The organism is Citrobacter sp. Ce129 (assembly GCF_030334545.1).
GTDB classification, from domain to species: Bacteria; Pseudomonadota; Gammaproteobacteria; order Enterobacterales; family Enterobacteriaceae; genus Citrobacter; species Citrobacter europaeus.
The window spans coordinates 16,976-40,011 of sequence record NZ_JAOWDS010000049.1; the positions used below are offsets into that span (position 1 = coordinate 16,976).

Sequence of the window (23,036 nt, forward strand, 5' to 3'; positions counted from 1 at the left end):
GCAATGATTAGAGTAATCTGGATATCCTAATGCATTTATTTTTAAGGTTTTTTTGTGGCTGGTGAAAAGAAATTAAAAATCCCATTCGATACCAATAAAAACTATTACAGTGGAATTCGTGGCATTTTGAGCGGTATTGTTTGCTCTATGATCGGTGTTTATATTACTGGGCTATTTAGTGGAGCTATTAGCGTTGAACAGATTTTTAAAATGCCAATAGGCATCATCAGTACTTGGGTCGCTTTGTGTGCTTCACTGTGGGCGCTATCATATAGATTTGAAGATAGGGTTATATTCACATCTGGCCGTAACTGGGATTGTCCTAGAACAGCGAACTTTTTTTTATTTTTGCTTTACATAATGATAGGTGTCTTTTGTTCACTCATATTCGAGGCCTTTCTGAAGGGGAGTGCCTCCCGCTCCTTATATGTTTCAATGGCGGGTTTTTTAGTTTTCTTACGACTTTTTTGTTTCTTCAGCATTAAGAATTATGCTCAAATACAAAGCAAATCTGTTGATGAAACTAACCATAAAAAATAACCTGTATTAATAGGATATCCAGATTGTTAAAGAGCGAAGCGTCCAGTAGGGCGCTTTTTTGTTACCTGCGAATCATCCGGTTATTCATATGCCACCGGCGGCTACTTCGTGGGCGTCCTGCCTGTTCGCTGTTGATGATTAAAATCTAACTTAACTTAGCTTATAGATCAAGAAAAAACACCAAACTATTCTTAGTTTGATGTTTAAAGGAAGATTAGGAGTGGGTTAAAGCTCGTACTGAACGCCTTTGACAACTCCGATGATCAGGCAATTCCCATTAATTGGAATGTTCGGATAACGTGGATTTAAGGGGACTAAGAACTTTTGAGGCCCATCAATGACTAGTTTTTTCACAGTAGCTTCATTTGTCCCATCAAGCCTAGCCACTACTATCTTTCCATGAACTGGCTCTGCATCAGGATCTACGATTACTGTCGCACCTTCAGGAATTGTTGGTAACCCATTGGGATTTGTCATTGAATCCCCCTTTACCTCTAAAGCAAAGGAGCTGTCCCCTATCCTGAGTGATGTTTCTACCCACTTATCTATTTCACTGAAAACTTCTGCTGCTTTACATTCTGTAAACTGTCCAGCCTGAATCCAAGATATCACCGGAATCCTTCGCATCTTGGTTATCAGATTTCCTTCGAATTCAGTGCCATATAGTATGTAATCAATTGATGTGTTGAAATACTTTGCAAGTTTCGAAAGTGACTCACCGCCTGGCACATTAATGTCTTTTTCCCAATACCCAACCGCCACATCGCTAACACCACAGAACTTACCCAGTTCTTTCTGCGAAGTTTTGGTTACGCGCCTGAGAGCTTTGATGCGCTGACCGACAGTTTCCATTTGAACACCATAAAAAATTAAAAGGCTAAGCAATCTTAGTTTTTATTGACCAAAGTTAGATTGGTTATTAATATCTAATCAAACTTAGCTAAGGGGGCATTATGACAACCGATGACATTGAAAACTACTTCGGCAGCACTGAGAAGGTTGCCGAATTTTTTGGAATCACAAGTGAGGCTGTTTACCAATGGCGTAATAGGGCTGGTCGCCTTATCCCGAAAGGACGTGCAGCTGAAGCAGCCTATCGAACGGGAGGAAAATTGGTTTTCTATCCCGACCTTTATGAAAAGCGTAGTGAAGCTCCAGAAAAACTAAAACCACAGGTCGAAGGAGCAAGCCGTGGGTAACGAACCTATTTGGAAAGTCGAACGTCAGCCAGCTTGGCTGGTGGTCGCAATTAAAAAAACGATTACCGGCCTGCCTGGTGGCTACGCCGAAGCTGCGGAATGGTTGGGGGTAACAGAAAACGCATTGTTTAACCGCCTCCGTGTCGACGGGGATCAGATCTTCCCTATGGGATGGGCGATGGTTTTACAGAAAGCCGCCGGTGTTAGCTACATAGCTGATGCGTTTTCTCGTCAAACAGATAACGGGATCCATATCCCGGGCGCGGCACCAGAAACAGAGAACGAGGAGATTGGCTTAAAGCTGGCTGAGCTGGTGGGCAGGCTTGGTGACCTGGTTAACGCATATCGTCGATACATCGATGATGGTGTGGTTGATAAAGGGGAATGGGACAGCCTGAACGAAATAGCCTACCAGTTCAGGGTAACACTTATGACGTTCCTGAACTTGATTTCACGTGTTTATTGCCTTCCAGAAAAGAATGAAGCCCGCGAGTGTGCAGCTCCGGGCTCCGTGGCGTGTCGTATCAGTGGAGAAACTAACGCATGAACAGTTTAACGGCAAATAACCGTCTTCCGCAACTCCGTGGAATTCCAGTGCATGGAACCTCGTTGTTTCGGTATGAGTGCATGGTATCAGGTCGGTGGATTCCTTGTAACCACAGTAGAGCTATCGCAATTGTGGGTGTGTTCCAGCGGAGGGCGAAACGCATATGCGAGCACTCAACAGACGGTTTAAAGACAGCTACGAAATCCCTGTCAGGGTTATCCGGTGGGAACCAGAAACTCAACGGGTTATATACCTGCGCGACGGATACGAGCATGAGTGCTTCAGTCCTCTCGAACAGTTTCAGCGTAAATTCAGGGAAATAGAGGGTCCGAATGAGCCTGTTAATGACAGCCCGGCCAATAGTGATAAATCCTGACCTTGCATACAGCATTGGTCTGAACGAGGCGATTGCTTTGCAGCAGATTAACTACTGGCTGAAAGAAACAACGTCTGGCATGGAGCGTGACGGTATTCGCTGGATTTACAACACGACAGAACAGTGGCTGGAGCAGTTCCCGTTCTGGTCTGAGTCGACCCTGAAGCGTACCTTCACCCGTCTGAAGACACTCGGCGTGCTCAAAATTGAGCAACTGAACAAGTCTCAACGCGACATGACCAACTTCTACACGATCAACTATGAAAGCGAGCTTTTAGATGAAGTCAAAGTGACCGAATCGAAGAGGTCAAAATGCGCTGCTCCATCAGGTCAAAATGACACGATGGAAGAAGTCAAAGTGACACGCTCCATCAGGTCAAAACGAACCGATGTCATCAGGTCAAAATGCACTGATGATCCTACAGAGAATACAACAGAGAGTACTACAGAGAATAAAACCCCTTCTTGTCCGGAAGCTTCGCAACCGGACGCTTTGGTTAATCCAAATGATTTTCTGTCTCGTCATCCCACAGCGGTGGTTTTCAGTGCGGCAAAACGTCAATGGGGAACTCAGGAAGATTTAACCTGCGCAGAATGGATCTGGGGAAAGATTATCCGACTTTACGAGCAAGCCGCTGAGTCTGACGGTGAACTTGTTCGCCCTAAAGAGCCTAACTGGGTTTCCTGGGCTAACGAGGTTCGTCTGATGTGCACTCAAGATAATCGCAATCACCGCCAGATCTGCGAACTGTACGGTCGTGTTAATCGTGATCCTTTCTGGTGCAAAAATATTCTTAGTCCTTCGAAACTGCGTGAAAAATGGGATGAGTTGTCTCTGAAGTTATCAGCGTCAGCGAGCAAACATGAGGTTCGAGAGGACCCAATGTTTAAATCCAAATACGAGTGCGATACACGCATTCCTGAAGGATTCAGGGGGTAATGATGAGCATTCTGAAAACGGTACAGATGTTTATTGCCATGAACCCCGGCTCCACGACCAGGGACATCATCGAAGGTCTGACCCAATACAGCCAGGACCAACTTCAACTCACTGTTTGCCGACTTTATGGTTCAGAACTGGCAACACGTAAACGTGATGGCCGTCAATTCCGTTACTACGCGGAACCGCCAGCAGATTGCCACTTCGAGGTGTTTGAACCAACTCCTGAAGTCACCACCCTGATGGAAACGGCGAAAGGCCTAGAGTCGAAAGGTCTTTTTCACCGTGCCGCGACGATTTACATGGAGGCGTTCAGCGCATCAGCCATTGAATCAGAGCGAGCAGCAATACTGACAGAACGTCAGCGCTGTCTTGGCCTGGCTAAACCAGCAGTTATTGCCGAAGACGGATGCTATCTGGCTGGTCGATTTTCGGGAGGCCGTTAATGAACTATTCACTGATTTACGCTGATCCACCGTGGGAATACGGGAACACTATCAGCAATGGCGCAGCGGAAAACCATTACGGCACGATGAAACTCATCGACATAAAACGTCTGCCCGTCTGGGAGCTGGCTGCGGAAGATTCCGTTCTGGCCATGTGGTTCACCGGTACACATACCCGTGAAGCGATCGAACTTGCTGAGGCATGGGGTTTTAAGGTTCGGACCATGAAGGGATTCACCTGGGTGAAGCTTAACGCACTGGCAGAACAGCATATCAATAAAGCGCTTCAGGCTGGTGGAGTAGAGGACTTTTACGACTTCCTCGACCTGTTGAACGCTCAGACCCGAATGAACGGTGGTAACTATACCCGCGCCAATACAGAGGATCTTCTCATCGCCACCCGTGGTAAAGGGCTGGAACGGTTAAACGCAGGCGTGAAGCAGGTTATCTACAGCCCACTCGGCGAACACAGCCAGAAGCCAGCAGAAGCGCGTTACCGTCTGGAGCAATTATACGGCGATGTGTCACGCATTGAGTTGTTCAGCCGCTGTGCTGTTCCCGGCTGGCATCACTGGGGAAATCAGGTAGAAAACCCTGATGTAATCATGTTCCCTAGTTACGTTGCTAAACCTGCTCCGCTGCTGGAGGTGGTTTATGCAGGACGTTGAAACACGTAACGCGCTTCGTAACATCGCCAGAAGATGCAACGAGGAAATAACCGCTAAACGCAAGGCTAATCCTGGTATGAATTGTGACGAAATAGCCAGGCCGATTTTTAACGGTGCCATGGGGATGGTTAAGCAACTTGGCTTTACACCATCTCATTTGTATCTCGAAGTCGGGATTCTGAACAAGCGGATTAAGGAGCGCTGAAGTGAACAAACTTACCGTGAGACAAAGTGAAGTACTTGGTTCGATCGTGAACTATCAGCGCCGGTTTGGATTCCCTCCAACGATATGTGAACTGGCAGGGCTGATTGGTTGCTCATCACCGAACGCAGCAGCGGAGCATGTTAAGGCCATAGCGAAGAAGGGATATATCTCAGTAGCGCCAGGGGTTTCCAGGGGGATTACCGTTATTTCAGCAAACGATGAGGCAGACGCGATATCGATCATCAAGTCACTCATTAACGGTGAGAGTGATTCAAGAGAACGCGCCTTGTCATGGCTGGAAGCGAGGGGTGTTCAGCAATGAAATTAACGCTGCCATTCCCGCCAACAGTTAACACCTATTACCGGTCACCTGACCGTGGAGCGTTAAAGGGTAAGCATCTGATCAGTGAGATGGGTAGGAAGTTCAAGAAGAACGTTTACGCATCTGTTGTTGAGCAGTACGGCGGTATACCTAAACCAGTTAACGTCAACGTTGAGGTAAACATAGTTCTTTTCCCGCCAGATAACAGACGGCGGGATTTGGACAACTACAACAAAGCGCTGTTCGACGCACTGACGAATGCCAGAGTCTGGGAAGACGACAGTCAGGTTAAACGGATGGCAATCGAATGGGGGCCTGTAGTAAAGCTTGGAAGGGTAGAGATAACGATCAGCCGATTTGAAACCGTGGCGGGTGCAGCCGCCTGATAAGTGGAGACAGAGCATGCAACAGATGAGCATAACAGTAACGTGTCCGACCCATCATGCAGCGACAGTAGGGCAGCAGATCACCATGTCCAGCCGTGAGATTGCGAAGTTGGTCGACTCCCGGCACAGCAATGTCTGCGTAACGATAGAGCGCCTCATGAATTCCGGTGTGATTGGAGGGTATGCTGCATTGCAGTACACCCATCCCCAGAATGGACAGACCTACCATCACTACGAAGTGAACAAACGAGACAGCTATGTGATCGTTGCCCAGTTATCGCCTGAGTTCACCGCCCGACTTGTTGACCGCTGGCAGGAACTGGAGAGCAACGGCGGAATAATTGTTCCCCGGTCACTTCCTGAGGCCCTGCGCCTTGCTGCTGATCTGGCAGAACAGAAGCAGCGCCTGAGTGAAGAACTGGCAGTTGCAGCACCGAAGGCCGAGTTCGTTGATCGTTATGTTACGGCTACTGGCTCAATGACTTTTCGACAGGTCGCCAAGCTGCTTAACGCCAAAGAGCCGGAGTTTGCGATGTTCCTGATTGAGAACGGCATCATGTACCGGCTTAACCGTGTTCTCACGCCAAAGAGCAAGCATATCGAAGCAGGGCGCTTTGAGGTGAAGACGGGCACGACAAACCAGACAAATTACGCGTTCAATCAGTCCCGCTTCACCGCCAAGGGTGTTCGCTGGATTGGCGGCCTGTGGGCAGAGCATATTGCTAAGGGGCAAGTAGCGTGAGGGCATTACTGACACCTGAAGTGGCACCTATGACCGGGGTAGTTATATTTCGCCCTGGCAGTGAACTGATGCATCTGTTCAGACGTGGTCGTGTTCTTATCGAGCCACAGGCAGAGTCAATGGCTGAGTTACCGTCTGGCATGCTGCCGGAGACTGCTCAGGAGCTTCAGAACGATCCGTTGATGCGTGCTGTCTTCGAAAATCAGAAGGTCATACATCGTGCTGGTGGACTGAATTCACTGGATGCCTGGCTCGAAAGAAAACTGGAATGTCAGTACCCGCACAGCGAGTGGCATGATCGCAACTACACCATCACCCGGCATGCGCCTGGCTCAATCCGCACGTGCTGGGGCTGTGACTTAAAAATTCGTGATCAGTTCACTGAAGGTCTGGCGGGTATAGCCCGTGAAAACCTGGTATCCTGGCTACTGAAGGTTGTAAACGGCCAATTAGGTTTCAGTGAGGACCACATACTGACGCTGCCGGAGTTTTGCTGGTGGATGGTCAGGAGCGACCTGGCTGATGAGATACCTGAAGCCGTAGCCCATAAAGCTCTTCGTCTGAATGAAGATACTCACCAGTCGGTAACACGTGAAAGCGATATTGTTCCGACATTACCTGCTCAACAACTGGTACAGGAGAAAGCGAAAAAGATAGTGGCGATGAAGGTAGACCCGGAGACGCCGGAATCACTCATGCTTAAACCCAAGCGTCGCCGCTGGGTGAATGAGAAATACACGAGATGGGTTAAGGCCCAGCCGTGCGTCTGCTGTAACAAGCAGGCTGACGACCCCCACCACCTGATTGGCCACGGGCAGGGTGGAATGGGTACAAAGGCACACGACCTGTTTGTGATTCCTCTGTGCAGAGAGCATCACGACGAGTTGCATGCTGATCCTGTGGCATTTGAAGCGAAATACGGTGACCAACTGGTCCTGATGTTTCGGGTTATAGATCGTGCGCTGGCAATCGGCGTACTGGCGTAAGTGGAGAACGCTAAATGATTAATCCTTCTGAAGTTGGTAAATCTGGTGAAATGGTTCGTCTTCGTACTCTGGAAAGTATCTGGATACAGGGAAAGCTGCGTATGTGGGGCCGATGGTCTTATATCGGCGGTGGTAGTGGTGGGAACATGTTTAACCAGCTTCTGGCATCTGGGAAAATCACCAAGACAGCTATCAATGAAGCGCTACGCCGGATGAAGAAAGCGGGTATCAGCAAACCAGAACTTGAAGCGTTCTTCAAAGAGATTCAGGAAGGGAATAATAAAAGCGGCCTGGCGTTCTGTACCGATGAAGAAGCGCTGGCCATCAACGCTGTACTCAGCGGTGTCCTTGTGCAGTCAGGGCATAAGAAGTTATACGCTCTTATTGAAGATCGTTATATCAAGCGCCTGAGCAAAAAGGCGATGGCAAGAGACCTAAATGAAAAGCATCCTGAATGGTGTTTGCGAACATGTGAAAGCCGGATTGATGTTTGGCTAAATGTAGCAGAATCGATGCTATACAAGCCAATGTGTGACGCATTCGGCACAAATAGCGACAGATTCTACTTGAATAGTTGCGCGGAAAGTGCTTAAATTGTGTTAAGCTCGGGACGTTAAAGCGAACTGAGCAACCAACATTAAGAACCCGCTACAGAGCGGGTTTTTTTATGGCCTAGCTTGGGAAGAATTGAGCTCCCATTGAAATGAATGCTTTATACGTTCCACAACCAAACAATATCAGTGATGCAAATCCACATAGCACAGCGGCGATATTTGTTGCGTTTCCCCATTTTTTCCAAGCGGTATCATGATCTAATGGATTTTTGCCGAAGCAAAATTGAGCTACATAGGTAAATCCTGAGCAAAAACCTGATGCAAGCACACCCCCGCAAAAAATGAGCAATGCTAAAGCGATGTTTGCTACAGCGGTTGGTTCTGATGTTTTTTCCCAAATATTGCCTAAAAAAGCTAGTAAGGCGATGGCAGCACCACCGTTGATAATAAGTATCGCTCTTGCTGCATTTGCACCAACTGTAATTACTGACTTAAATGCTTCGATTTCTACGACAGTATTAGCTTTAAAAGCTTCAACGTTAATTTGATGATTTGCTTTTAAAGTTTCTAACTGAAAGTCATGGCTCAAACCTTCATCTTCTTTAAATCCTTCGAGATATTTTAGTAGGCCATTTATATCTAATTGTTTAATGCCATCATCTCTAGCCTTTCTGATATCGCTAATGATCGTTTGAATCGTTTCTTTTCCCGTCATGGCAGTAACTCCGTTAGATAGAATAATTCATTATATCTAAAAGCATCATTTTTTCACTTTCCCCTCATTTCTGAGAGGACTCACAGCAATAAAGAGGGGGCTAAATGTCCGATCCGATTTCCGGTACTGGGCTGGCTGGTGGTGTCCTGACTGGTGCCAGTGTTTATGGATTTCTGTCCGGAACCGATTACGGCGTCGTGTTTGGCGCATTTGCCGGGGCTGTATTTTATATTGCAACGGCTGCGGACCTCAGCGCAGCCCGTCGGCTGGCGTATTTTGTCGTGTCCTATATCGCAGGGATCATCTGCTCAGGGCTGGTTGGTTCAAAGCTGGCTGACTGGACTGGTTACAGTGATAAGCCTCTGGACGCTATCGGTGCCGTAATCGTTTCTGCTTTAGCTGTCAAAATCCTGACGTTCCTGAATAACCAGGATGTCGGCTCGCTGGTGGCGCTGATAACGCGCCGGGGAGGTTCAGGTGGTGCAAAATGACCCATCGGCAACTTTTAATGCATTGCTTTGTGCTGGGGTAGTGTTAACCCTGATGTTTTACCGTCGCGGCGACTCGCGACATCGACCGTGGATATCTCGCTTAGCGTGGCTGCTTACGGTCATCTACAGCGCAGTTCCGCTGGCGTATCTGTGCGGTATATACCCGTACTCATCATGGGCCACTATCGGGGCCAACATTATCTTTCTGTCCGTGCTGGTCGCCGTCAGAGGCAACGTGGCACGACTTATTGATGCTGTTCACAAATAAAAAAGCGAGTCGCAACGACATCGCTACAACCCGCAAAGAAGGTGAAATCATTAGGATTTATCTTAAGTCTCATTGTGACTTAAATTAAATTTAATTTCATTATCTCAGGTGAATTCCAATCCCTACCATTAATAGTGGTTTTATCCGGTAACTATATGAACCAATCACAATTTCAGCAGGCGGCTGGTATCAGCGCCGGGGTTTCTGCACGCTGGTTTCTGCACATTGATGCAGCAATGAAAGAGTTTGGTATTACAGCACTTAACGACCAGGCCATGTTCATTGCACAGGTTGGGCATGAATCTGCTGGTTTTACTTCGCTGGTAGAAAGCTTCAACTACTCGGTTGAGGGGCTGAAGAAAACCTTCGGTAAGCGTCTGACGCCGTATCAGTGCGAAATGCTGGGGCGTGTCGATGGTAAGCAAGTCGCCCACCAGCCGCAAATAGCCAATCTGGTTTACGGTGACCGCATGGGGAATAACAGCCAGGGGGACGGCTGGAAATATCGCGGTCGTGGCCTGCTTCAAATCACCGGCCGTGAGAACTACACCAAATGCGGTGCGGCACTGAAACTTGACCTTGTCAGTACGCCAGAATTGCTAACGCAGGAACGACATGCGCCCCGTTCGGCGGCGTGGTACTTCACGTTACGCGGTTGCCTGATGTATTCGGGTGACGTGGAACGTGTAACGCAGATTATTAACGGCGGGCAGAACGGCATTAAAGACCGCCGTGAACGTTACGCCAAAGCAAAAGCCGCACTGGTATGAGGTCACTATGGGACTTGAAATGATTATCGGCCTTATTGTTGCCGCGCTGGCAGCAATTGCCGGTGCTTTTGGTCTGGGTAAATCACGCGGTACTAACATCGCTGAGACAAAAGCAGACCAGCAGCGCACTGAAGAACGTGCAGCAACTACTGAAGCCGTTGCAGAACGCCGGGTAGAGACAACAAAAGGAGCTAGGGATGTACAGCAGACTGTTAGTCATATGCCTAATGACGATGTTGATTGCGAGCTGCGGGAATCGTGGAAGCGTCCCGGTAGTCGTTGATACGGCGTGTGACTGGGTGAAACCCATTTACCTGACCGACCACGATATTGACGTTATGGACAAGCAAACCAAGCGCGATGTTCTAGCGCATAACAAAACACTTCAGTCGAACTGCCAGAATGGGGCTGCTGAGATGAAGTAGTTAACTGGACAGGGATGAGCTAACTGCCAGCTCACTGCTATCGCAGTTGATTCGTATCCCCTGCAGAGATCCAGTTTGCATATAGCGGTAGCTAATAATAAATGAAATACCTACAATTTAGCATAGTTGCATAGTTAATCTTTGTAAGTCTCTGGCGTTAGCAATAATTATTTCTATTTATTTTTATTTTTCAACTAATTATAGCTCGTGACTAGTTTTTCTCTTGTTTTGAATTGAATCTTCAAATACCGCTTGAAAGTAATTAAATTCCCGATAGCATTACAAGTCTTCTTTATTTATGTAGGTATGGGGCGATAATGAAGGTGTTTGCTGTTTGTATGGAGTGTCAGATTGAGCTTGGTCACCCAAGTTTCGAGCCATTTATGATTCCTTACTTTGACGATCGTATTGGCTATGTTGAATGCTCGAGGGGACACAAAAGTGCCTTAATGCTTCAAAGTCAAAAGTTCGAAGTCCTTATGGAATCAGGTTCTGAAGCGCTTTTGAGTGGATTTACCTTAGAGGCTTGTGCGAGTTTTAGTTCTGCTCTTGAGCGGGTTTATGAGTTTGCCATTAAAGTCTTTATATTAAATAGGGGCGTCAGTAAGGAAATATTTACTAAAATGTTTAAGGAGATGTCTAGACAGTCTGAGAGGCAACTGGGAGCATTTATGGCTCTATACCTTACTGAGGTTGGAAAAGTATATGTTCCTGATCAAAATGTCACAAAATTTAGAAATGGTGTAATTCATAAAGGCGAGATTCCAACGGAGTCTGACGCAAGAGAATACTGTTCGAAAGTATATTCCATAATACGTAATTTAACGGATGTTCTTTGTCATGATTTTTCTGATGCTATGAATAAAGCAATACATATGGATATTTCTGAAAGAATGGAGAAGATAAAACCAGAAATAAGAATTACAACCAGCACTGGTACTAATTTCTTTAATTTAAAATCTAGTGGCCAAGCGACTTTTGAAGAGGCTTTGAAGATTAAAAAAGACGCCATGGAGATGTTTGAAGGTACAATGCCAGTAATGAGATTATTAAGTCAAATAGTAAATGATATAAAACCTATGAAATGATTTTCGTTAATTTATAAGTATCTGAATACAAAAGAGTGTTGTCAGATATAATACGATTTATTATGTTTAAGGCCATCATCATTTGCGCTGATGTAAGTGATGATGAAATTGTACTTTCATGTTGAGCGTGGGTGTTTTATAGCGAAACATTTACAGATATTGAATCTTTATGAACGTAGTGGAGAATGATATTTCTAGTCTCCATCCATATAGCAACCGTTACTTTGGAGTAAGCAAGCATGCCACCTCGCACGCCAAAAGCCTGTCGCGTTCGAGGCTGTCGTTCCACTACAACAGACCCATCAGGTTACTGTGAATCCCACAAAGGCGAAGGCTGGAAATCCTACAAATCAGGACAAACCCGGCATCAGCGCGGATATGGGACTAAGTGGGAAGTTATACGTGCTCGGGTACTGACGCGTGACAAAGCTCTATGTCAGAACCATCTGCGTCAGGGTATTGCAAAGCAAGCTTCCTGTGTGGACCACATCAAGGCTAAGGCCCACGGCGGTACTGATGATGACTGCAACCTTGAGAGCCTGTGCTGGTCGTGTCACGCCGCGAAGACAGCGCGTGAGCGGCTCAAATGAGAATTGATGTCATCGCCAGCCAAGGGAGGGGGAAGTTAAATCTCTGCGACTGCACGCCTTCCGGACTACCCGCCTGGATGCCGCAAAGCACACCGCAGATCTTGCCGCTTCCGTCAGAAGCAAAATAGCCAGCGCCGATTCCGGAATGCTCGCCGACATGCACGGAGATATTGCAGCAGAAGTTAAACGATATGCTGGAATCGCTGACGAACGCTATGCCGCCGGGATGACTTGTGAACGCATTTACGATTCGGTGAGAGAGTCAAATAACAGGGGTTAACTGCCTCCGTAGCGCTTACTCAGTTCGAGTTTAATCCAATGGCATATGACGTCGATAACTGGTGTGGCGAGTTCAATTAAAGCAGTTGCGAATTTAATCACTTCTAGTAAAAACATTTAGGTCTCCTTTTAAGACTCATGACAGGAGATAGCCTCGAATTGAGATTATCTATTGTAGTGCCTAATAGAGAGCCCAAGCATGAAGCGGCGTTAGTCATTACAGCAGGCATTCACTGAGTGTCTGCGATAATGCATGACTCCTGGAGGTTACCGATGAATAACGCTGTTGAAATTGGTGAAAAGGGTGTAACGGTTCACCTTGCTGGTGGTGGTCGTGTTGTTGTTGGTAATTGGGGTAACGACACCAGTACGGCGGCAAATCCACTACCACCGCTTACACCAGACGAAGAAAAATATGGACGCGGTCTTTGCCTGCTGCCTACTGGTTGGGAGGAGCTTAGTGTTGGTGAACACTGGCAAAACCACTTAAGCGATTCCTTGCGTCAATTGTGGCCATCGTTCAACAGGGAACAGAAAATGGCTATAGCCTACACCATCAGTGAGCTGTCAGATGAGCTGACCAACATCTCATACGAACACTCCTGGTAGTACCACCGAAGCGCATCGCACGCGCATATCGAAGAGAGTCTTTCAGTAGTGAGCCTGGGTGATGCCGTTAGGTTGCGTTTACCTCTCGGGCGGCATTGCCGTGCGACAGGCTCACGTCTAAAAGGAAACGCACATGAAGTATCAGCTCGCAAAATTGTATCGCGGTGATCGTTTCTTCGGGTATGGAATAGCAGTAGGTGGCTTGCTTATTGATGGTCAGGTTTCAACGGTGGTAGAAACTGCGCCAAACGAAATGCCGAAAGTAATTGCGACATTTAATCTCAGCAATGAACATTCCGAAAAACAACCACGAATTGATTTAGATAATCCCAGCGCTTCTACCGAACTTAACGTTGTAATCCATCCAGATAAGCCATTAACCATCGAGCAGGCAGACGAACTGCGAGATTTAGTAAAAGACTTTGTTGCCAAACATAATCTCTCTGATGGTGGTTTATGGAAGTATTAATAAACGGGGTACGTTTTATATCAGAAGGTGATAATAAAGTACGTATTGGGATAGCAATCACAACCCATAATCGTCATGAAGTGCTTAAGCGTGCCATTGAGCAGCACATGAAGCATCTTCCATCTGGTGCGCTGGTGGTTGTGATAGACGATGGATCAAGTCCTGCTGCAATAGTTCCTGATGGGGTTAAGTTGGTACGCCATGAGCAATCACGCGGCATTGTCGCTTCCAAGAACGCCAGCCTGACAGCGCTGGTGGACGCAGGGTGTGAGCATCTTTTCCTGTGGGATGATGATGCATGGCCAATAGCTGATAATTGGCATCTACCCTACATCGAGTCACCAGAGCCCCATCTGGCTTATCAGTTTCTTGACCTCGCTGGCCCACGAAAGATTAACGATATGACTGTCCTGTACAGGGATGATAAGCATATCGCTTACACAGGGCAGCGCGGTGTAATGCTGTATTACCACCGCAGCGCCATTGATAAGGTTGGCGGCTTTGATCCGGTATACGGTCGTGGCATGTACGAGCATCCCGATCTGGCGCTTCGCATTCACAACGCCGGGTTATCGACATGGGCTTTCGCTGATGTGGTTGGCTCTGAAAAGCTTATTCACTCAATGGATGAGCACGAAGAGGGCTCACGCTCCATCCCTCGTCCAGATCGCGAAGCTTTAGTGAAGCGTAACGTTGGTATTTTCAACGCGCGGCGTGATAGCGGATATACAGCTTTCACTTCTTACCGAAGTAACCCAAATCTTGTTCTGACCACATTACTAACAAGTCAGCCAGATCCACAGCGCACAGGTAGAATGAAACATGATGCGGGTATTCTACAGTCGTGGGCTGATTCAGTATCTGGTGCGGTGCCGGTTGTACTGGCGGATGAACTGAAAGTATTACCTTATGGCGTAGAGTTGTACGAAGTTCCCGAGTTGAGCATGAGCCCTTACTTTGCTCGCTGGCTTCACATCTACCAATACCTGCGCTCACATCCTGAATTTGATCTGGTCTGGTGCACTGATGGTACTGATGTCGAGATGCTTAGAGAGCCATGGGCAGAAATGCAGCCAGGTAAAATATATGTTGGGTCTGAGCACAAGACGTATTCCGATGGATGGATGAAGGCCAATCACCACGGCAAAGCATATAGCGACTTCATCGAGCAGCATCGTGATGAACCACTACTGAATGCTGGTCTGTTAGGTGGAAGTAGAACTGATGTGATGGAGTTCGCTCACCGCATCATCCGTCAGTATTACCTGATAGAAAGTCACCGCTTCTGGAAGATGGAAACTGCACCCGCCACGCTGGTTGATATGGGTGCTTTCGGAATGGCTGCAAAGTCATTCGGTGATCGAATCGTTACCGGCCCTCTGGTGCATACCATCTTTAAAACGGACGGTTTCGGTAAGGAGTTAGCGTGGTGGAAACACAAGTGAAGTTCGTAGTGGTCGGACACCATGACCGCTTTGCTTCTGCGGTACTTCTGGCAAGCGATTTGGGAGCCCATCTTCTTCTGGATGAAGGTGAGCATGGGGCCAACTGGAATCACCGCCGTGCGCTTGAATGGGCTGCCAACCAATCATGCCGCGTTGTTGTACTTGAAGATGATGCTATGCCAGTTGCTGGGTTCCGCGACAAGATTGCTGTGTGGCTTTCTCGATATCCAGATGCACTGTGTTCATTTTATCTCGGCACTGGCCGTCCACCACAGTATCAACTGGAGGTAGCATCAAAGCTAATAGCAGCTGATAAGGCCAGAGCTGACTTTATTACATTGCCGCGCCTTATTCATGGCGTCTGCTACAGCGTACCTCAGCAACATCTCAAGAGAGTGCTGGATAAATGGAACCACAGCAAAGCAGCAGACTATGCAGTCGGTGATGCTTACGGTGGCCCTGTTGTCTATCCATGCTACTCACTTGTTGACCACGCTGATGGACAGCCAGTAGAACCAGCCAGAGACAATCAGCCAAGAACAGAACGCCGCAGAGCATGGAGGTTACATGTCTAAGTTAAAGACACTACAACCGCGCCTGAAAGCTATCGACACTCGACGAATAAAGCCTGTCTATGGTGAGCATCGCCGCATAAGCGGTAGCGCAAGGGTAAGCCTTAAGCGTCGTATCTATGTTCGCGACGGTGGTCACTGTTGCATGTGTCAGCGAGTGGTTGACCTGCATGACAGTGAACTTGATCACCGCATAGCACTACAGTTCGGTGGTGACAACGATGAGAGCAACCTCTGGACGCTGTGCATTGATTGCCATTCAGGTAAGTCATCGCGCGAAGCATCAATGAAACAGCCTGACAGTGAGGCTCTGAAGCACTCTGTGCCGAAAGATAAATCACAATCTGGCATCGTAATTCTCTGACCAAACACCGGGGGGTATCAGTGGGTGTCAACGCCGATCGCGCTGGACACCGCGCCCCCTCTCACGCACAGAAAATTTTCCCCTTTGGAGGATGTTGACGTGTTAACAGGACAAAAGCGCAAATTCGCACAAGCGCTGATGTCCGGTTCATCCCAGGCTGAAGCAGCCCGAAAGGCCGGTTACTCCGAGAAAACCGCGAGGTCTCAGGGTTCCAGGCTGGCAAAAGACCCGGATATCATCGCGTTTATCAGTAAAAAACGTGGGGCCGATGTCATTGCCGAGCAGGCTGTTTCTGAACCAGATGATCTGCCAAAAGTTGTTAACAGAACGGTGAAGGAATTTGATGATCCGCTTGAGTTCCTGAAAGCAGTGATGAACGACGTATCAGAAGAGACGGATGTCAGAAAAGATGCCGCAAAAGCGATGCTGCCATACCTCCACCCCAAAAAAGGAGAAGGCGGTAAAAAGGATGCAAGACATGCCGCTGCGAAGGTCGCAGCTACGGGTAGCAAGTTTGGGGCAATGGCACCGCCGAAGCTTGTTGTTAATAACAAGGGGTAATCAATGGCTCAATGGACCACGGCTTGCCATGAATGGGAATCTCTTCTGGTTGCAAAGCAATCAATCATCCCACCACCAATTTTCCCAGACCAGGCAGAACAGGCACTTGGCATCTTCAAAGAGTTACGCGTCTCTGATTTACCAGGGAAGCCAACATTTGGTGAGTGTTCCGAGGAATGGGTATTTGACTTTGTTAATGCCATCTTCGGTGGCTATGAAGCAGAGACTGGTAAGCAGTTAATCCGCGAATATGGACTACTTATCTCGAAAAAGAACACAAAATCGACCATCGCTGCAGGGATTATGCTGACTGCGCTAATCCTGTGCTGGCGTGAAGATGAAGAGCACCTGATTCTCGCGCCGACAAAAGAGGTTGCTGATAACAGTTTTAAACCTGCTGCCGGGATGATACGCGCCGATGATGAGCTGTCTGATATGTTCCAGATTCAGGACCATATCCGCACCATCACACACCGAGTAACGCGAAATACGCTCAAAGTAGTAGCAGCTGACACCGATACGGTTTCAGGTAAAAAGTCAGGGCGCATTCTGGTCGATGAGCTTTGGTTGTTTGGCAAGCGAGCTAATGCCGAAGCCATGTTTATGGAAGCACTTGGTGGTCAGGTATCTCGCAACGAAGGGTGGGTTATATTCCTGACTACGCAAAGTGATGAACCGCCTGCTGGTGTATTCAAAGAACGCCTTGATTACTGGCGTGCTGTGCGAGATGGAAAGATTAATGACCTTAAAACACTCGGCGTCCTGTATGAGTTCCCTGACTCGATGGTGGAAAGCAAGGCTTACCTTGAACCAAAAAATTTCTACATCACCAATCCAAATATTGGACGTTCGGTAAGTGAAGAATGGATTGCCGATCAGCTTCTGAAGAACCAGAACAAAACAGACGGCACATTACAGCAGTTCCTTGCAAAACATCTCAATATCGAAATTGGTCTGAACCTCCGCAGTGACCGATGGGCAGGTGTTGATTTCTGGGAGCCGCAAATCAGGCAGGTAACATTCAGCGATATCCTTCAGCGAGCTGAGGTTGCTACGGTTGGAATAGATGGTGGTGGCCTTGATGACCTTCTTGGTCTTTACATTATTGGTCGTGACAAAGAAACCCGTGAGTGGATTGGATGGGGCCATGCCTGGGCGCATGAAATAGCTGTGCGTCGCCGCAAAAGCGAGGAATCCAGGTTAAACGATTTCGTTAAGGCCGGTGACCTGACTATCGTAAAACGAGTAGGACAGGACACGGAGGAAGTCGCTGAATATGTCAGCCGTATTAATGATGCGGAACTGCTGGATAAAATTGGCATTGACCCTTCTGGTGTCGGTCAGATCCTTGATGCTCTTGTAGAAGCTGAAATACCTGAAGATTCAGTGGTTGGTGTCAGCCAGGGATGGAGACTTGGTGGTGCGATTAAGACAACAGAGGGCAAGCTTGCAGAGGGGGTGCTAATTCATGGTGGACAGCCATTAATGGCCTGGTGTGTAGGCAACGCCAGAGTAGAACCTAAAGGTAACGCTATCCTCATCACTAAACAGGCCAGTGGAAAGGGGAAAATTGACCCCCTTATGGCCTTGTTTAATGCTGTTTCGCTAATGGCACTTAATCCTGAAGCGAAGAAGAAAGATTACCAGGTATTTTTTATATAAATAACACGTCAGTTAATAACCCGCAGCGGCGGGTTTTTTCGTTTCTGGAGGACAGTAAATGAAGCTTGACCGCGCATGTACGATCATGACGGTGAAAGCGGTGGATGAGGACAAACGGATAATCACCGGGATTGCTTCCACTCCATCACCTGACCGTGACGGCGACATTATGGACCCTGACGGTGCGAAGTTCGGTAGTGAAAACCCTTTCCTCTGGCAGCATGACAGAACCCAACCTATTGGGAACTGTTCTGCAAAGAAAGTGAAAGAAGGGCTTCAGATCACGGCGCAACTTGTTAAGCCAACACCTGACATGCCATCGCAGCTGGTGGCCAGGCTTGAAGAGGCGTGGGCATCAATCAAATCAGGTCTTGTGAAAGGCCTGTCTATCGGCTTCAAGCCAATTAAATATGCATATCTCGACTCTGGTGGCATCCATTTTCTTGAATGGGAGCTTCTTGAAGTCTCTGCAGTAACGATCCCGGCGAATGCCGAGTGTTCGATTCAAACCGTTAAATCGTTTGACCGCCAGTTACTCGCCGCGCTCGGCACTGAGAAACCGGTAGTGAAAACCATAAATTCTGCTGGCGCTTCAGCACCGAATAAATCTTCTCAAAAAGGAAAATCAACGATGAATATCGCTGAACAGATCAAAAGTTTTGAAAACAAGCGTGCAGCGCTGGCCTCTTCACTGAACGACATCATGAGTAAAGCCGCCGATGAAGGCCGCACGCTGGATGCGGAAGAAACAGAGAGCTACGATAACACTTCCACTGAAATCAAAGCAGTCGACGAGCACCTTAAACGCCTGCGTGATATGGAAAACAGCATGGCATCAACCGCCAAGCCAGTTACTAAAGCAGCATCTGGTGAAGTTACAGTGGTGAATAACGCGCCGTCAATCATCCGTGTAGAGCCTAAGCTGGAAAAAGGTATTGCCTTTGCCCGTTTCGCCAAGTCTCTGGCAGCTGGTAACGGTAGCCGCTCAGAAGCGCTGCAGATTGCGAAAAACCAGTATCCTGATGACACCAAACTTCATCATGTTCTGAAAGCTGCGGTTAGTGCTGGTACCACCACAGACCCTGCCTGGGCTGGTGCACTGGTTGAATATCAGGATTACGCGCAGGATTTCGTTGAGTTTCTGCGTCCTCAGACCATTATCGGCCGCTTCGGTCAGGGTAGTATCCCGTCTCTGCGTCAGGTTCCATTCAACGTTCGTATCCCTGCGCAAACTTCAGGTGGCTCTGCAAGCTGGGTAGGTCAGGGTAAAGCCAAACCTCTGACCAAGTTTGACTTTGCAACCATTACCTTCGGCTTCTCTAAGGTAGCGTCCATTGCAGTTCTGACTGAAGAACTGATCCGCTTCTCAAATCCATCTGCTGATGCTCTGGTGCGTAACGCCCTGGCCGAAGCGGTTATTGCGCGACTGGATACCGACTTCATCGACCCGACAAAAGCGGCAGTGGCTGATGTTTCCCCTGCATCTATTACCAGCGGCATTACTGCGATTCCGTCTACTGGCGATCCGGATACCGATGCTGCAGCAGCATTTGGTAAATTTATTACCAATAACCTGCAGCCGAATGGCGCGGTATGGCTGATGTCCAGCACTACGGCTCTCACTCTCTCCATGCGTAAAAATGCATTGGGCCAGAAAGAGTATCCGGATATGACCATGCTGGGCGGTACATTCCAGGGCCTGCCAGTAATTGTTTCCCAGTACGTTGGCAACCAGTTGGTACTGGTTAATGCGCCGGATGTGTACCTGGCTGATGACGGCGGTGTAGCCGTTGATATGTCTCGCGAAGCTTCTCTGGAAATGCAGAGTGCTCCGACCCATGACAGCACCACCCCAACGGCAGTGGAACTGGTATCCATGTTCCAGACCAACAGCGTGGCCATTCGTGCAGAGCGCTGGATTAACTGGAAACGCCGTCGCGATGCAGCAGTAGCTGTTATCTCTGGCGTTGATTACAGCACTGGCGCTACCAGCTAAGAAGGAGGGCGGGGGAAACCCCGCCATTTCATATGGCAAAGATCAGATACCTACAGCGTACACATGACTCATTGCCAGGTGATGAGAAAATTGTTAATGACCAGTGCGCAAAGGTGCTGGTTCTGCTGCATAAAGCTGAATATGTGACTGGCAAAAAAGCTGGTGGACCGAAAAAGAAAAAAGTTAACGCGGAGAATGGCTGATGTGGAATCCTTTTAGACGGAAAGAGAAAGCATTACAGCAACCATCATCTCGCGGCTGGACTCCAATATTTTCCTTTGTCAGAGAATCTTTCGCTGGTGCATGGCAAAGAAACATTGAAATCAGGAATGAGACCGTACTTTCGTATTATGCGGTGTTCTCTTGCATTACGCTGATAGCCAGTGACATTTCAAAGATGTCGCCAGCCATTCAGTCCAAAGATTCTAACGGCATCTGGAAAGAAGTTGCTGATGACAATTTCGATAAACTAATCAGCAAACCCAACCAGTTTCAGAACACAATTCAGTTCTTTGAAACGTGGATGAACTCTAAACTTTCACGCGGTAACACCTATGTGATGAAGGTAAAAAATAATGCCGGGAAAATTATAGAACTTCGCATTCTTGATCCGGATAAGGTCATCCCGTTGGTCGCTGATGACGGGTCTCTCTTTTACCAAATCAGTCCTGACCAGATTAGTGGTTTGCCGACACAAGTAACCGTTCCGGCACGAGAAATAATTCACGACCGCTTTAACTGTCTATTTCATCCTCTGATTGGTATTTCTCCCATCTACGCATGCGGAATAGCTGCGATGCAAGGGAAACATATCCAGGAGAGTTCAGCACACTTCTTTAAAAACGGTGGTAAGCCAAGCGGCATCATCACTGTGCCAGGCTCTCTTGATGCTGAAAAGGCTAAAGAAATTAAAGCAGCATGGGACGCAGGTTACACTGGTGAAAACGCAGGAAAAACAGGTCTTCTTTCCGGTGGCGCCGCTTATCAGGCACTGACTATGTCAGCTGTTGATGCTGATACTGTTGAACAACAGAAACTCTCTGATCTCGCTATCTGTTCCGCCTTTCATGTTCCTGCTTATAAGGCTGGCGTAGGAGAAATACCCAGCTCTGACAACGTTGAAGCACTTGAGCAGCAATATTACTCACAGTGCTTGCAGGTGCTGATTGAGTCTATCGAGTCACTCCTGAAAGAAGCTTTCGAGCTTGGTGTAAAAAAGCGGGTTGAGCTTGATATCGGAGCACTATTACGCATGGACAGCGAACGAAGAATGAAAGCGTTGGGTGATGGCGTCAAAAACACCATTCTTACTCCAAACGAAGCCCGTAAAAGTGAAAACCTACCTCCTGTTGAGGGTGGTGATTCTCTCTTCCTGCAGCAGCAAAACTACAGCCTGGCAGCACTGGCCAAACGCGATGCATCAGAAGACCCATTCGCGAAAGGGACGCAACAAACACAGACAGCGACTGCACCTGTTGATGAAAGTGGAAAGTCGCTCAGTGAGACTGAACTTTTCGCAGCGAAAACAATGCTCAGAGGATTATTAACAAAATGAATGAACGTGAAATATCCCTGATTAAGGCGCTTGGCGAAGAGTTTGGAGCAGCCATAAAAAAAATGGCAGATGACTTTCAGCAAGCGCTGGAGAAAACAGCCAGTAATCTGGAGAAGCAACTGGAAGAGGTTCGTCAGTCAATTCCAGAATTCCAACCGGTAGAAATACCAGATGTATCTAAAATGGTTGCCGATGCTGTAAGTGAAATTGAATTACCGAAGGCACCAGAACTACCAGACTTGAACCAGATTATCACCGATGCTATCGAAAGCGCGGTGAAGCAGGCTTTTGAATCAATTCCAGTACCCAAGGATGGTAAAAGCGTCACGGTTGATGATCTGCGTCCCCTTGTCGAAGAGGTAGTTAATGCGTTAATTCCTGAGCCGGTAGATGTTGAAAAGCTCGCTCAGGATTTGTTGTCAAAGATTCCTGTTCCTGAACCTGGTTCCGATGGTCGTGACGCTCTTGCAATAGAGCTTGAACCATTCATCGATGAGAAAAAAAGCTATCCACGCGGTACCTATGCGACTCACAAAGGCGGACTTTGGCGCTCCCACGAAAAGACGCACGGCATGCGGGGCTGGGAATGTATTGTTGACGGTGTGTCAGGCATTGATATCAAACAAGATAACCAGCGAACCTTCTCAATTTCTCTCGAAAGAGCAAGCGGTACTGTTGAAGTTAAGTCCTTTGACATCCCGGTAACTATCTATCGCGACGTATTCAAATCTGGTACCGAATATCAACCTGGCGATACGGTCACATGGGGTGGTTGTATGTGGCATTGCAACGAGAAAACATGCGACAAGCCTGGTGAGACAGGATCGAAAGGATGGACGCTTGCTGTTAAGAAAGGGCGAGATCTGAGGGATAAGCCATGATCGAACTGGTTTCGCTCGAAGAGGCTAAGTTGCATCTCCGTATTGACGACGATTACGGAGATTCAGACCTTACCTTAAAAATTCAGGGCGGCAGCGCAGCAATACTTTCCTACATTCAGGGAAGTCGCGCGTTAGTCGTGGATAATTCAGGAAAACTAATTGATGGTGAGCCGCTTACTCGCGTTCAGACAGCTCTGCTGGTTCTGCTCGGCTATCTTGACCGTAACCGTGGCGGCGAAGAGGAGGACAAGTTGAAGCAGGGCGAACTTCCGTTTTCTGTTTCAATGCTGATTTACGATCTCCGTAAACCGACAATTATTTAAGGGGCAGGTATGACATGCGCAGGATGCGCCAGACGGCGCGAGTGGATTAAAAAGTGGACGAG

Annotated in this window: 33 protein-coding genes and 1 pseudogene; 32 read left to right on the forward strand and 2 right to left on the reverse strand. The window is 47.8% G+C overall.

All coding sequences use genetic code 11. The annotated features are described in order from the left end of the window. The first annotated feature begins 54 nt into the window (after positions 1-54). Positions 55-540, forward strand: coding sequence for a hypothetical protein (locus OGV77_RS01775; protein WP_286502552.1), 486 nt, complete (start codon positions 55-57; stop codon positions 538-540). Positions 541-765: 225 nt separating this feature from the next. On the opposite strand, the gene OGV77_RS01780 is transcribed toward OGV77_RS01775, so the two are convergent. Continuing rightward, the gene (locus OGV77_RS01780) at positions 766-1,392 is read right to left on the reverse strand and encodes a LexA family protein (RefSeq protein ID WP_286502553.1); all 627 of its coding nucleotides are present in this window, start codon (positions 1,390-1,392) and stop codon (positions 766-768) included. Between the two features lie 101 nt (positions 1,393-1,493). On the opposite strand from OGV77_RS01780, the gene OGV77_RS01785 reads away from it, so the two are divergent. The 12 genes from OGV77_RS01785 (at position 1,494) to OGV77_RS01840 (ending at position 7,950) form a co-directional block, all read left to right on the forward strand. Next, the gene (locus OGV77_RS01785) at positions 1,494-1,739 is read left to right on the forward strand and encodes a Cro/CI family transcriptional regulator (RefSeq protein ID WP_286502554.1); all 246 of its coding nucleotides are present in this window, start codon (positions 1,494-1,496) and stop codon (positions 1,737-1,739) included. Beyond that, positions 1,732-2,286 (forward strand): YmfL family putative regulatory protein, encoded by a 555-nt coding sequence (locus OGV77_RS01790; protein WP_286502555.1) that lies wholly within the window; start codon positions 1,732-1,734, stop codon positions 2,284-2,286. Before OGV77_RS01785 ends, OGV77_RS01790 begins: the two co-directional genes overlap by 8 nt. 163 nt (positions 2,287-2,449) lie before the next feature. After that, positions 2,450-2,662 carry a DUF4222 domain-containing protein gene (locus OGV77_RS01795; RefSeq protein ID WP_286502556.1) on the forward strand — a complete coding sequence of 71 codons (213 nt, stop codon included), beginning with the start codon at positions 2,450-2,452 and terminating at the stop codon, positions 2,660-2,662. Then, positions 2,619-3,602 (forward strand): phage replication protein O, encoded by a 984-nt coding sequence (locus tag OGV77_RS01800; RefSeq protein WP_286502557.1) that lies wholly within the window; start codon positions 2,619-2,621, stop codon positions 3,600-3,602. Before OGV77_RS01795 ends, OGV77_RS01800 begins: the two co-directional genes overlap by 44 nt. A gap of 2 nt (positions 3,603-3,604) precedes the next feature. Next, complete coding sequence (locus OGV77_RS01805; RefSeq protein ID WP_180836753.1) at positions 3,605-4,048, forward strand: hypothetical protein; 444 nt, start codon at positions 3,605-3,607, stop codon at positions 4,046-4,048. Next, complete coding sequence (locus OGV77_RS01810) at positions 4,048-4,716, forward strand: MT-A70 family methyltransferase (protein ID WP_286502558.1); 669 nt, start codon at positions 4,048-4,050, stop codon at positions 4,714-4,716. Before OGV77_RS01805 ends, OGV77_RS01810 begins: the two co-directional genes overlap by 1 nt. Next, a complete protein-coding gene (locus OGV77_RS01815) occupies positions 4,703-4,921 on the forward strand; it encodes a hypothetical protein (protein WP_286502559.1) in 219 nt (72 codons plus the stop codon). The genes OGV77_RS01810 and OGV77_RS01815 overlap by 14 nt, the downstream gene beginning before the upstream one ends. A 1-nt stretch (position 4,922) precedes the next feature. Further along, a complete protein-coding gene (locus OGV77_RS01820; RefSeq protein ID WP_044702960.1) occupies positions 4,923-5,243 on the forward strand; it encodes a LexA family protein in 321 nt (106 codons plus the stop codon). After that, positions 5,240-5,629, forward strand: a complete 390-nt coding sequence (locus tag OGV77_RS01825) for a RusA family crossover junction endodeoxyribonuclease (RefSeq protein ID WP_286502560.1) — start codon at positions 5,240-5,242, stop codon at positions 5,627-5,629. The genes OGV77_RS01820 and OGV77_RS01825 overlap by 4 nt, the downstream gene beginning before the upstream one ends. A gap of 25 nt (positions 5,630-5,654) precedes the next feature. Then, positions 5,655-6,371, forward strand: a complete 717-nt coding sequence (locus tag OGV77_RS01830; protein WP_353655772.1) for a phage antirepressor KilAC domain-containing protein — start codon at positions 5,655-5,657, stop codon at positions 6,369-6,371. Next, positions 6,368-7,357 carry a DUF968 domain-containing protein gene (locus OGV77_RS01835; protein WP_286502561.1) on the forward strand — a complete coding sequence of 330 codons (990 nt, stop codon included), beginning with the start codon at positions 6,368-6,370 and terminating at the stop codon, positions 7,355-7,357. Before OGV77_RS01830 ends, OGV77_RS01835 begins: the two co-directional genes overlap by 4 nt. Before the next feature lie 14 nt (positions 7,358-7,371). After that, positions 7,372-7,950, forward strand: coding sequence for a DUF1133 family protein (locus OGV77_RS01840; RefSeq protein ID WP_048216088.1), 579 nt, complete (start codon positions 7,372-7,374; stop codon positions 7,948-7,950). Between the two features lie 79 nt (positions 7,951-8,029). Here the strand turns inward: OGV77_RS01840 and OGV77_RS01845 are convergent, their stop codons facing one another. Continuing rightward, on the reverse strand, positions 8,030-8,626 hold the full coding sequence (locus OGV77_RS01845; RefSeq protein WP_048216089.1) for a hypothetical protein: 597 nt from the start codon (positions 8,624-8,626) through the stop codon (positions 8,030-8,032). 104 nt (positions 8,627-8,730) lie between these two features. On the opposite strand from OGV77_RS01845, the gene OGV77_RS01850 reads away from it, so the two are divergent. The 19 genes and pseudogenes from OGV77_RS01850 (at position 8,731) to OGV77_RS01945 (ending at position 22,974) form a co-directional block, all read left to right on the forward strand. Continuing rightward, on the forward strand, positions 8,731-9,117 hold the full coding sequence (locus OGV77_RS01850) for a phage holin family protein (protein WP_286502562.1): 387 nt from the start codon (positions 8,731-8,733) through the stop codon (positions 9,115-9,117). Further along, positions 9,104-9,385: a phage holin family protein gene (locus OGV77_RS01855; RefSeq protein WP_181632376.1), complete on the forward strand. Its 282-nt coding sequence runs from the start codon at positions 9,104-9,106 to the stop codon at positions 9,383-9,385. Before OGV77_RS01850 ends, OGV77_RS01855 begins: the two co-directional genes overlap by 14 nt. 155 nt (positions 9,386-9,540) lie before the next feature. Continuing rightward, positions 9,541-10,155: a glycoside hydrolase family 19 protein gene (locus OGV77_RS01860; protein ID WP_286502564.1), complete on the forward strand. Its 615-nt coding sequence runs from the start codon at positions 9,541-9,543 to the stop codon at positions 10,153-10,155. Positions 10,156-10,162: 7 nt separating this feature from the next. After that, on the forward strand, positions 10,163-10,438 hold the full coding sequence (locus OGV77_RS01865) for a hypothetical protein (RefSeq protein WP_286502565.1): 276 nt from the start codon (positions 10,163-10,165) through the stop codon (positions 10,436-10,438). Then, positions 10,389-10,580, forward strand: a complete 192-nt coding sequence (locus OGV77_RS01870; protein ID WP_286502588.1) for a hypothetical protein — start codon at positions 10,389-10,391, stop codon at positions 10,578-10,580. The genes OGV77_RS01865 and OGV77_RS01870 overlap by 50 nt, the downstream gene beginning before the upstream one ends. A gap of 317 nt (positions 10,581-10,897) precedes the next feature. Continuing rightward, the gene (locus OGV77_RS01875; protein WP_087051415.1) at positions 10,898-11,668 is read left to right on the forward strand and encodes a hypothetical protein; all 771 of its coding nucleotides are present in this window, start codon (positions 10,898-10,900) and stop codon (positions 11,666-11,668) included. Between the two features lie 239 nt (positions 11,669-11,907). Continuing rightward, complete coding sequence (locus OGV77_RS01880) at positions 11,908-12,258, forward strand: HNH endonuclease (RefSeq protein WP_087051416.1); 351 nt, start codon at positions 11,908-11,910, stop codon at positions 12,256-12,258. Positions 12,259-12,292: 34 nt separating this feature from the next. Then, positions 12,293-12,538: pseudogene (locus OGV77_RS01885) on the forward strand (DUF2514 family protein); the annotation flags it as partial. Positions 12,539-12,810: 272 nt separating this feature from the next. Further along, positions 12,811-13,146 (forward strand): ATP-binding protein, encoded by a 336-nt coding sequence (locus OGV77_RS01890; RefSeq protein ID WP_286502566.1) that lies wholly within the window; start codon positions 12,811-12,813, stop codon positions 13,144-13,146. A gap of 133 nt (positions 13,147-13,279) precedes the next feature. After that, a complete protein-coding gene (locus OGV77_RS01895; protein ID WP_069891564.1) occupies positions 13,280-13,615 on the forward strand; it encodes a hypothetical protein in 336 nt (111 codons plus the stop codon). After that, complete coding sequence (locus tag OGV77_RS01900) at positions 13,603-15,060, forward strand: glycosyltransferase family 2 protein (protein ID WP_286502567.1); 1,458 nt, start codon at positions 13,603-13,605, stop codon at positions 15,058-15,060. Before OGV77_RS01895 ends, OGV77_RS01900 begins: the two co-directional genes overlap by 13 nt. Then, on the forward strand, positions 15,042-15,635 hold the full coding sequence (locus OGV77_RS01905; RefSeq protein WP_286502568.1) for a hypothetical protein: 594 nt from the start codon (positions 15,042-15,044) through the stop codon (positions 15,633-15,635). Before OGV77_RS01900 ends, OGV77_RS01905 begins: the two co-directional genes overlap by 19 nt. Beyond that, a complete protein-coding gene (locus OGV77_RS01910; RefSeq protein WP_286502569.1) occupies positions 15,628-15,996 on the forward strand; it encodes an HNH endonuclease in 369 nt (122 codons plus the stop codon). Before OGV77_RS01905 ends, OGV77_RS01910 begins: the two co-directional genes overlap by 8 nt. Before the next feature lie 99 nt (positions 15,997-16,095). Continuing rightward, positions 16,096-16,557: a terminase small subunit gene (locus tag OGV77_RS01915; RefSeq protein ID WP_286502570.1), complete on the forward strand. Its 462-nt coding sequence runs from the start codon at positions 16,096-16,098 to the stop codon at positions 16,555-16,557. A gap of 3 nt (positions 16,558-16,560) precedes the next feature. Then, entirely contained in the window at positions 16,561-18,219 is a 1,659-nt protein-coding gene (locus OGV77_RS01920; protein WP_286502571.1) for a terminase large subunit, read from the forward strand. 58 nt (positions 18,220-18,277) lie between these two features. After that, complete coding sequence (locus OGV77_RS01925) at positions 18,278-20,215, forward strand: phage major capsid protein (RefSeq protein ID WP_286502572.1); 1,938 nt, start codon at positions 18,278-18,280, stop codon at positions 20,213-20,215. Between the two features lie 202 nt (positions 20,216-20,417). Next, on the forward strand, positions 20,418-21,770 hold the full coding sequence (locus OGV77_RS01935) for a phage portal protein (RefSeq protein WP_286502573.1): 1,353 nt from the start codon (positions 20,418-20,420) through the stop codon (positions 21,768-21,770). After that, entirely contained in the window at positions 21,767-22,651 is an 885-nt protein-coding gene (locus OGV77_RS01940) for a phage gp6-like head-tail connector protein (RefSeq protein WP_286502574.1), read from the forward strand. The genes OGV77_RS01935 and OGV77_RS01940 overlap by 4 nt, the downstream gene beginning before the upstream one ends. Further along, a complete protein-coding gene (locus OGV77_RS01945) occupies positions 22,648-22,974 on the forward strand; it encodes a head-tail connector protein (RefSeq protein ID WP_003833951.1) in 327 nt (108 codons plus the stop codon). Before OGV77_RS01940 ends, OGV77_RS01945 begins: the two co-directional genes overlap by 4 nt. The last annotated feature ends 62 nt before the right edge of the window (positions 22,975-23,036 follow it).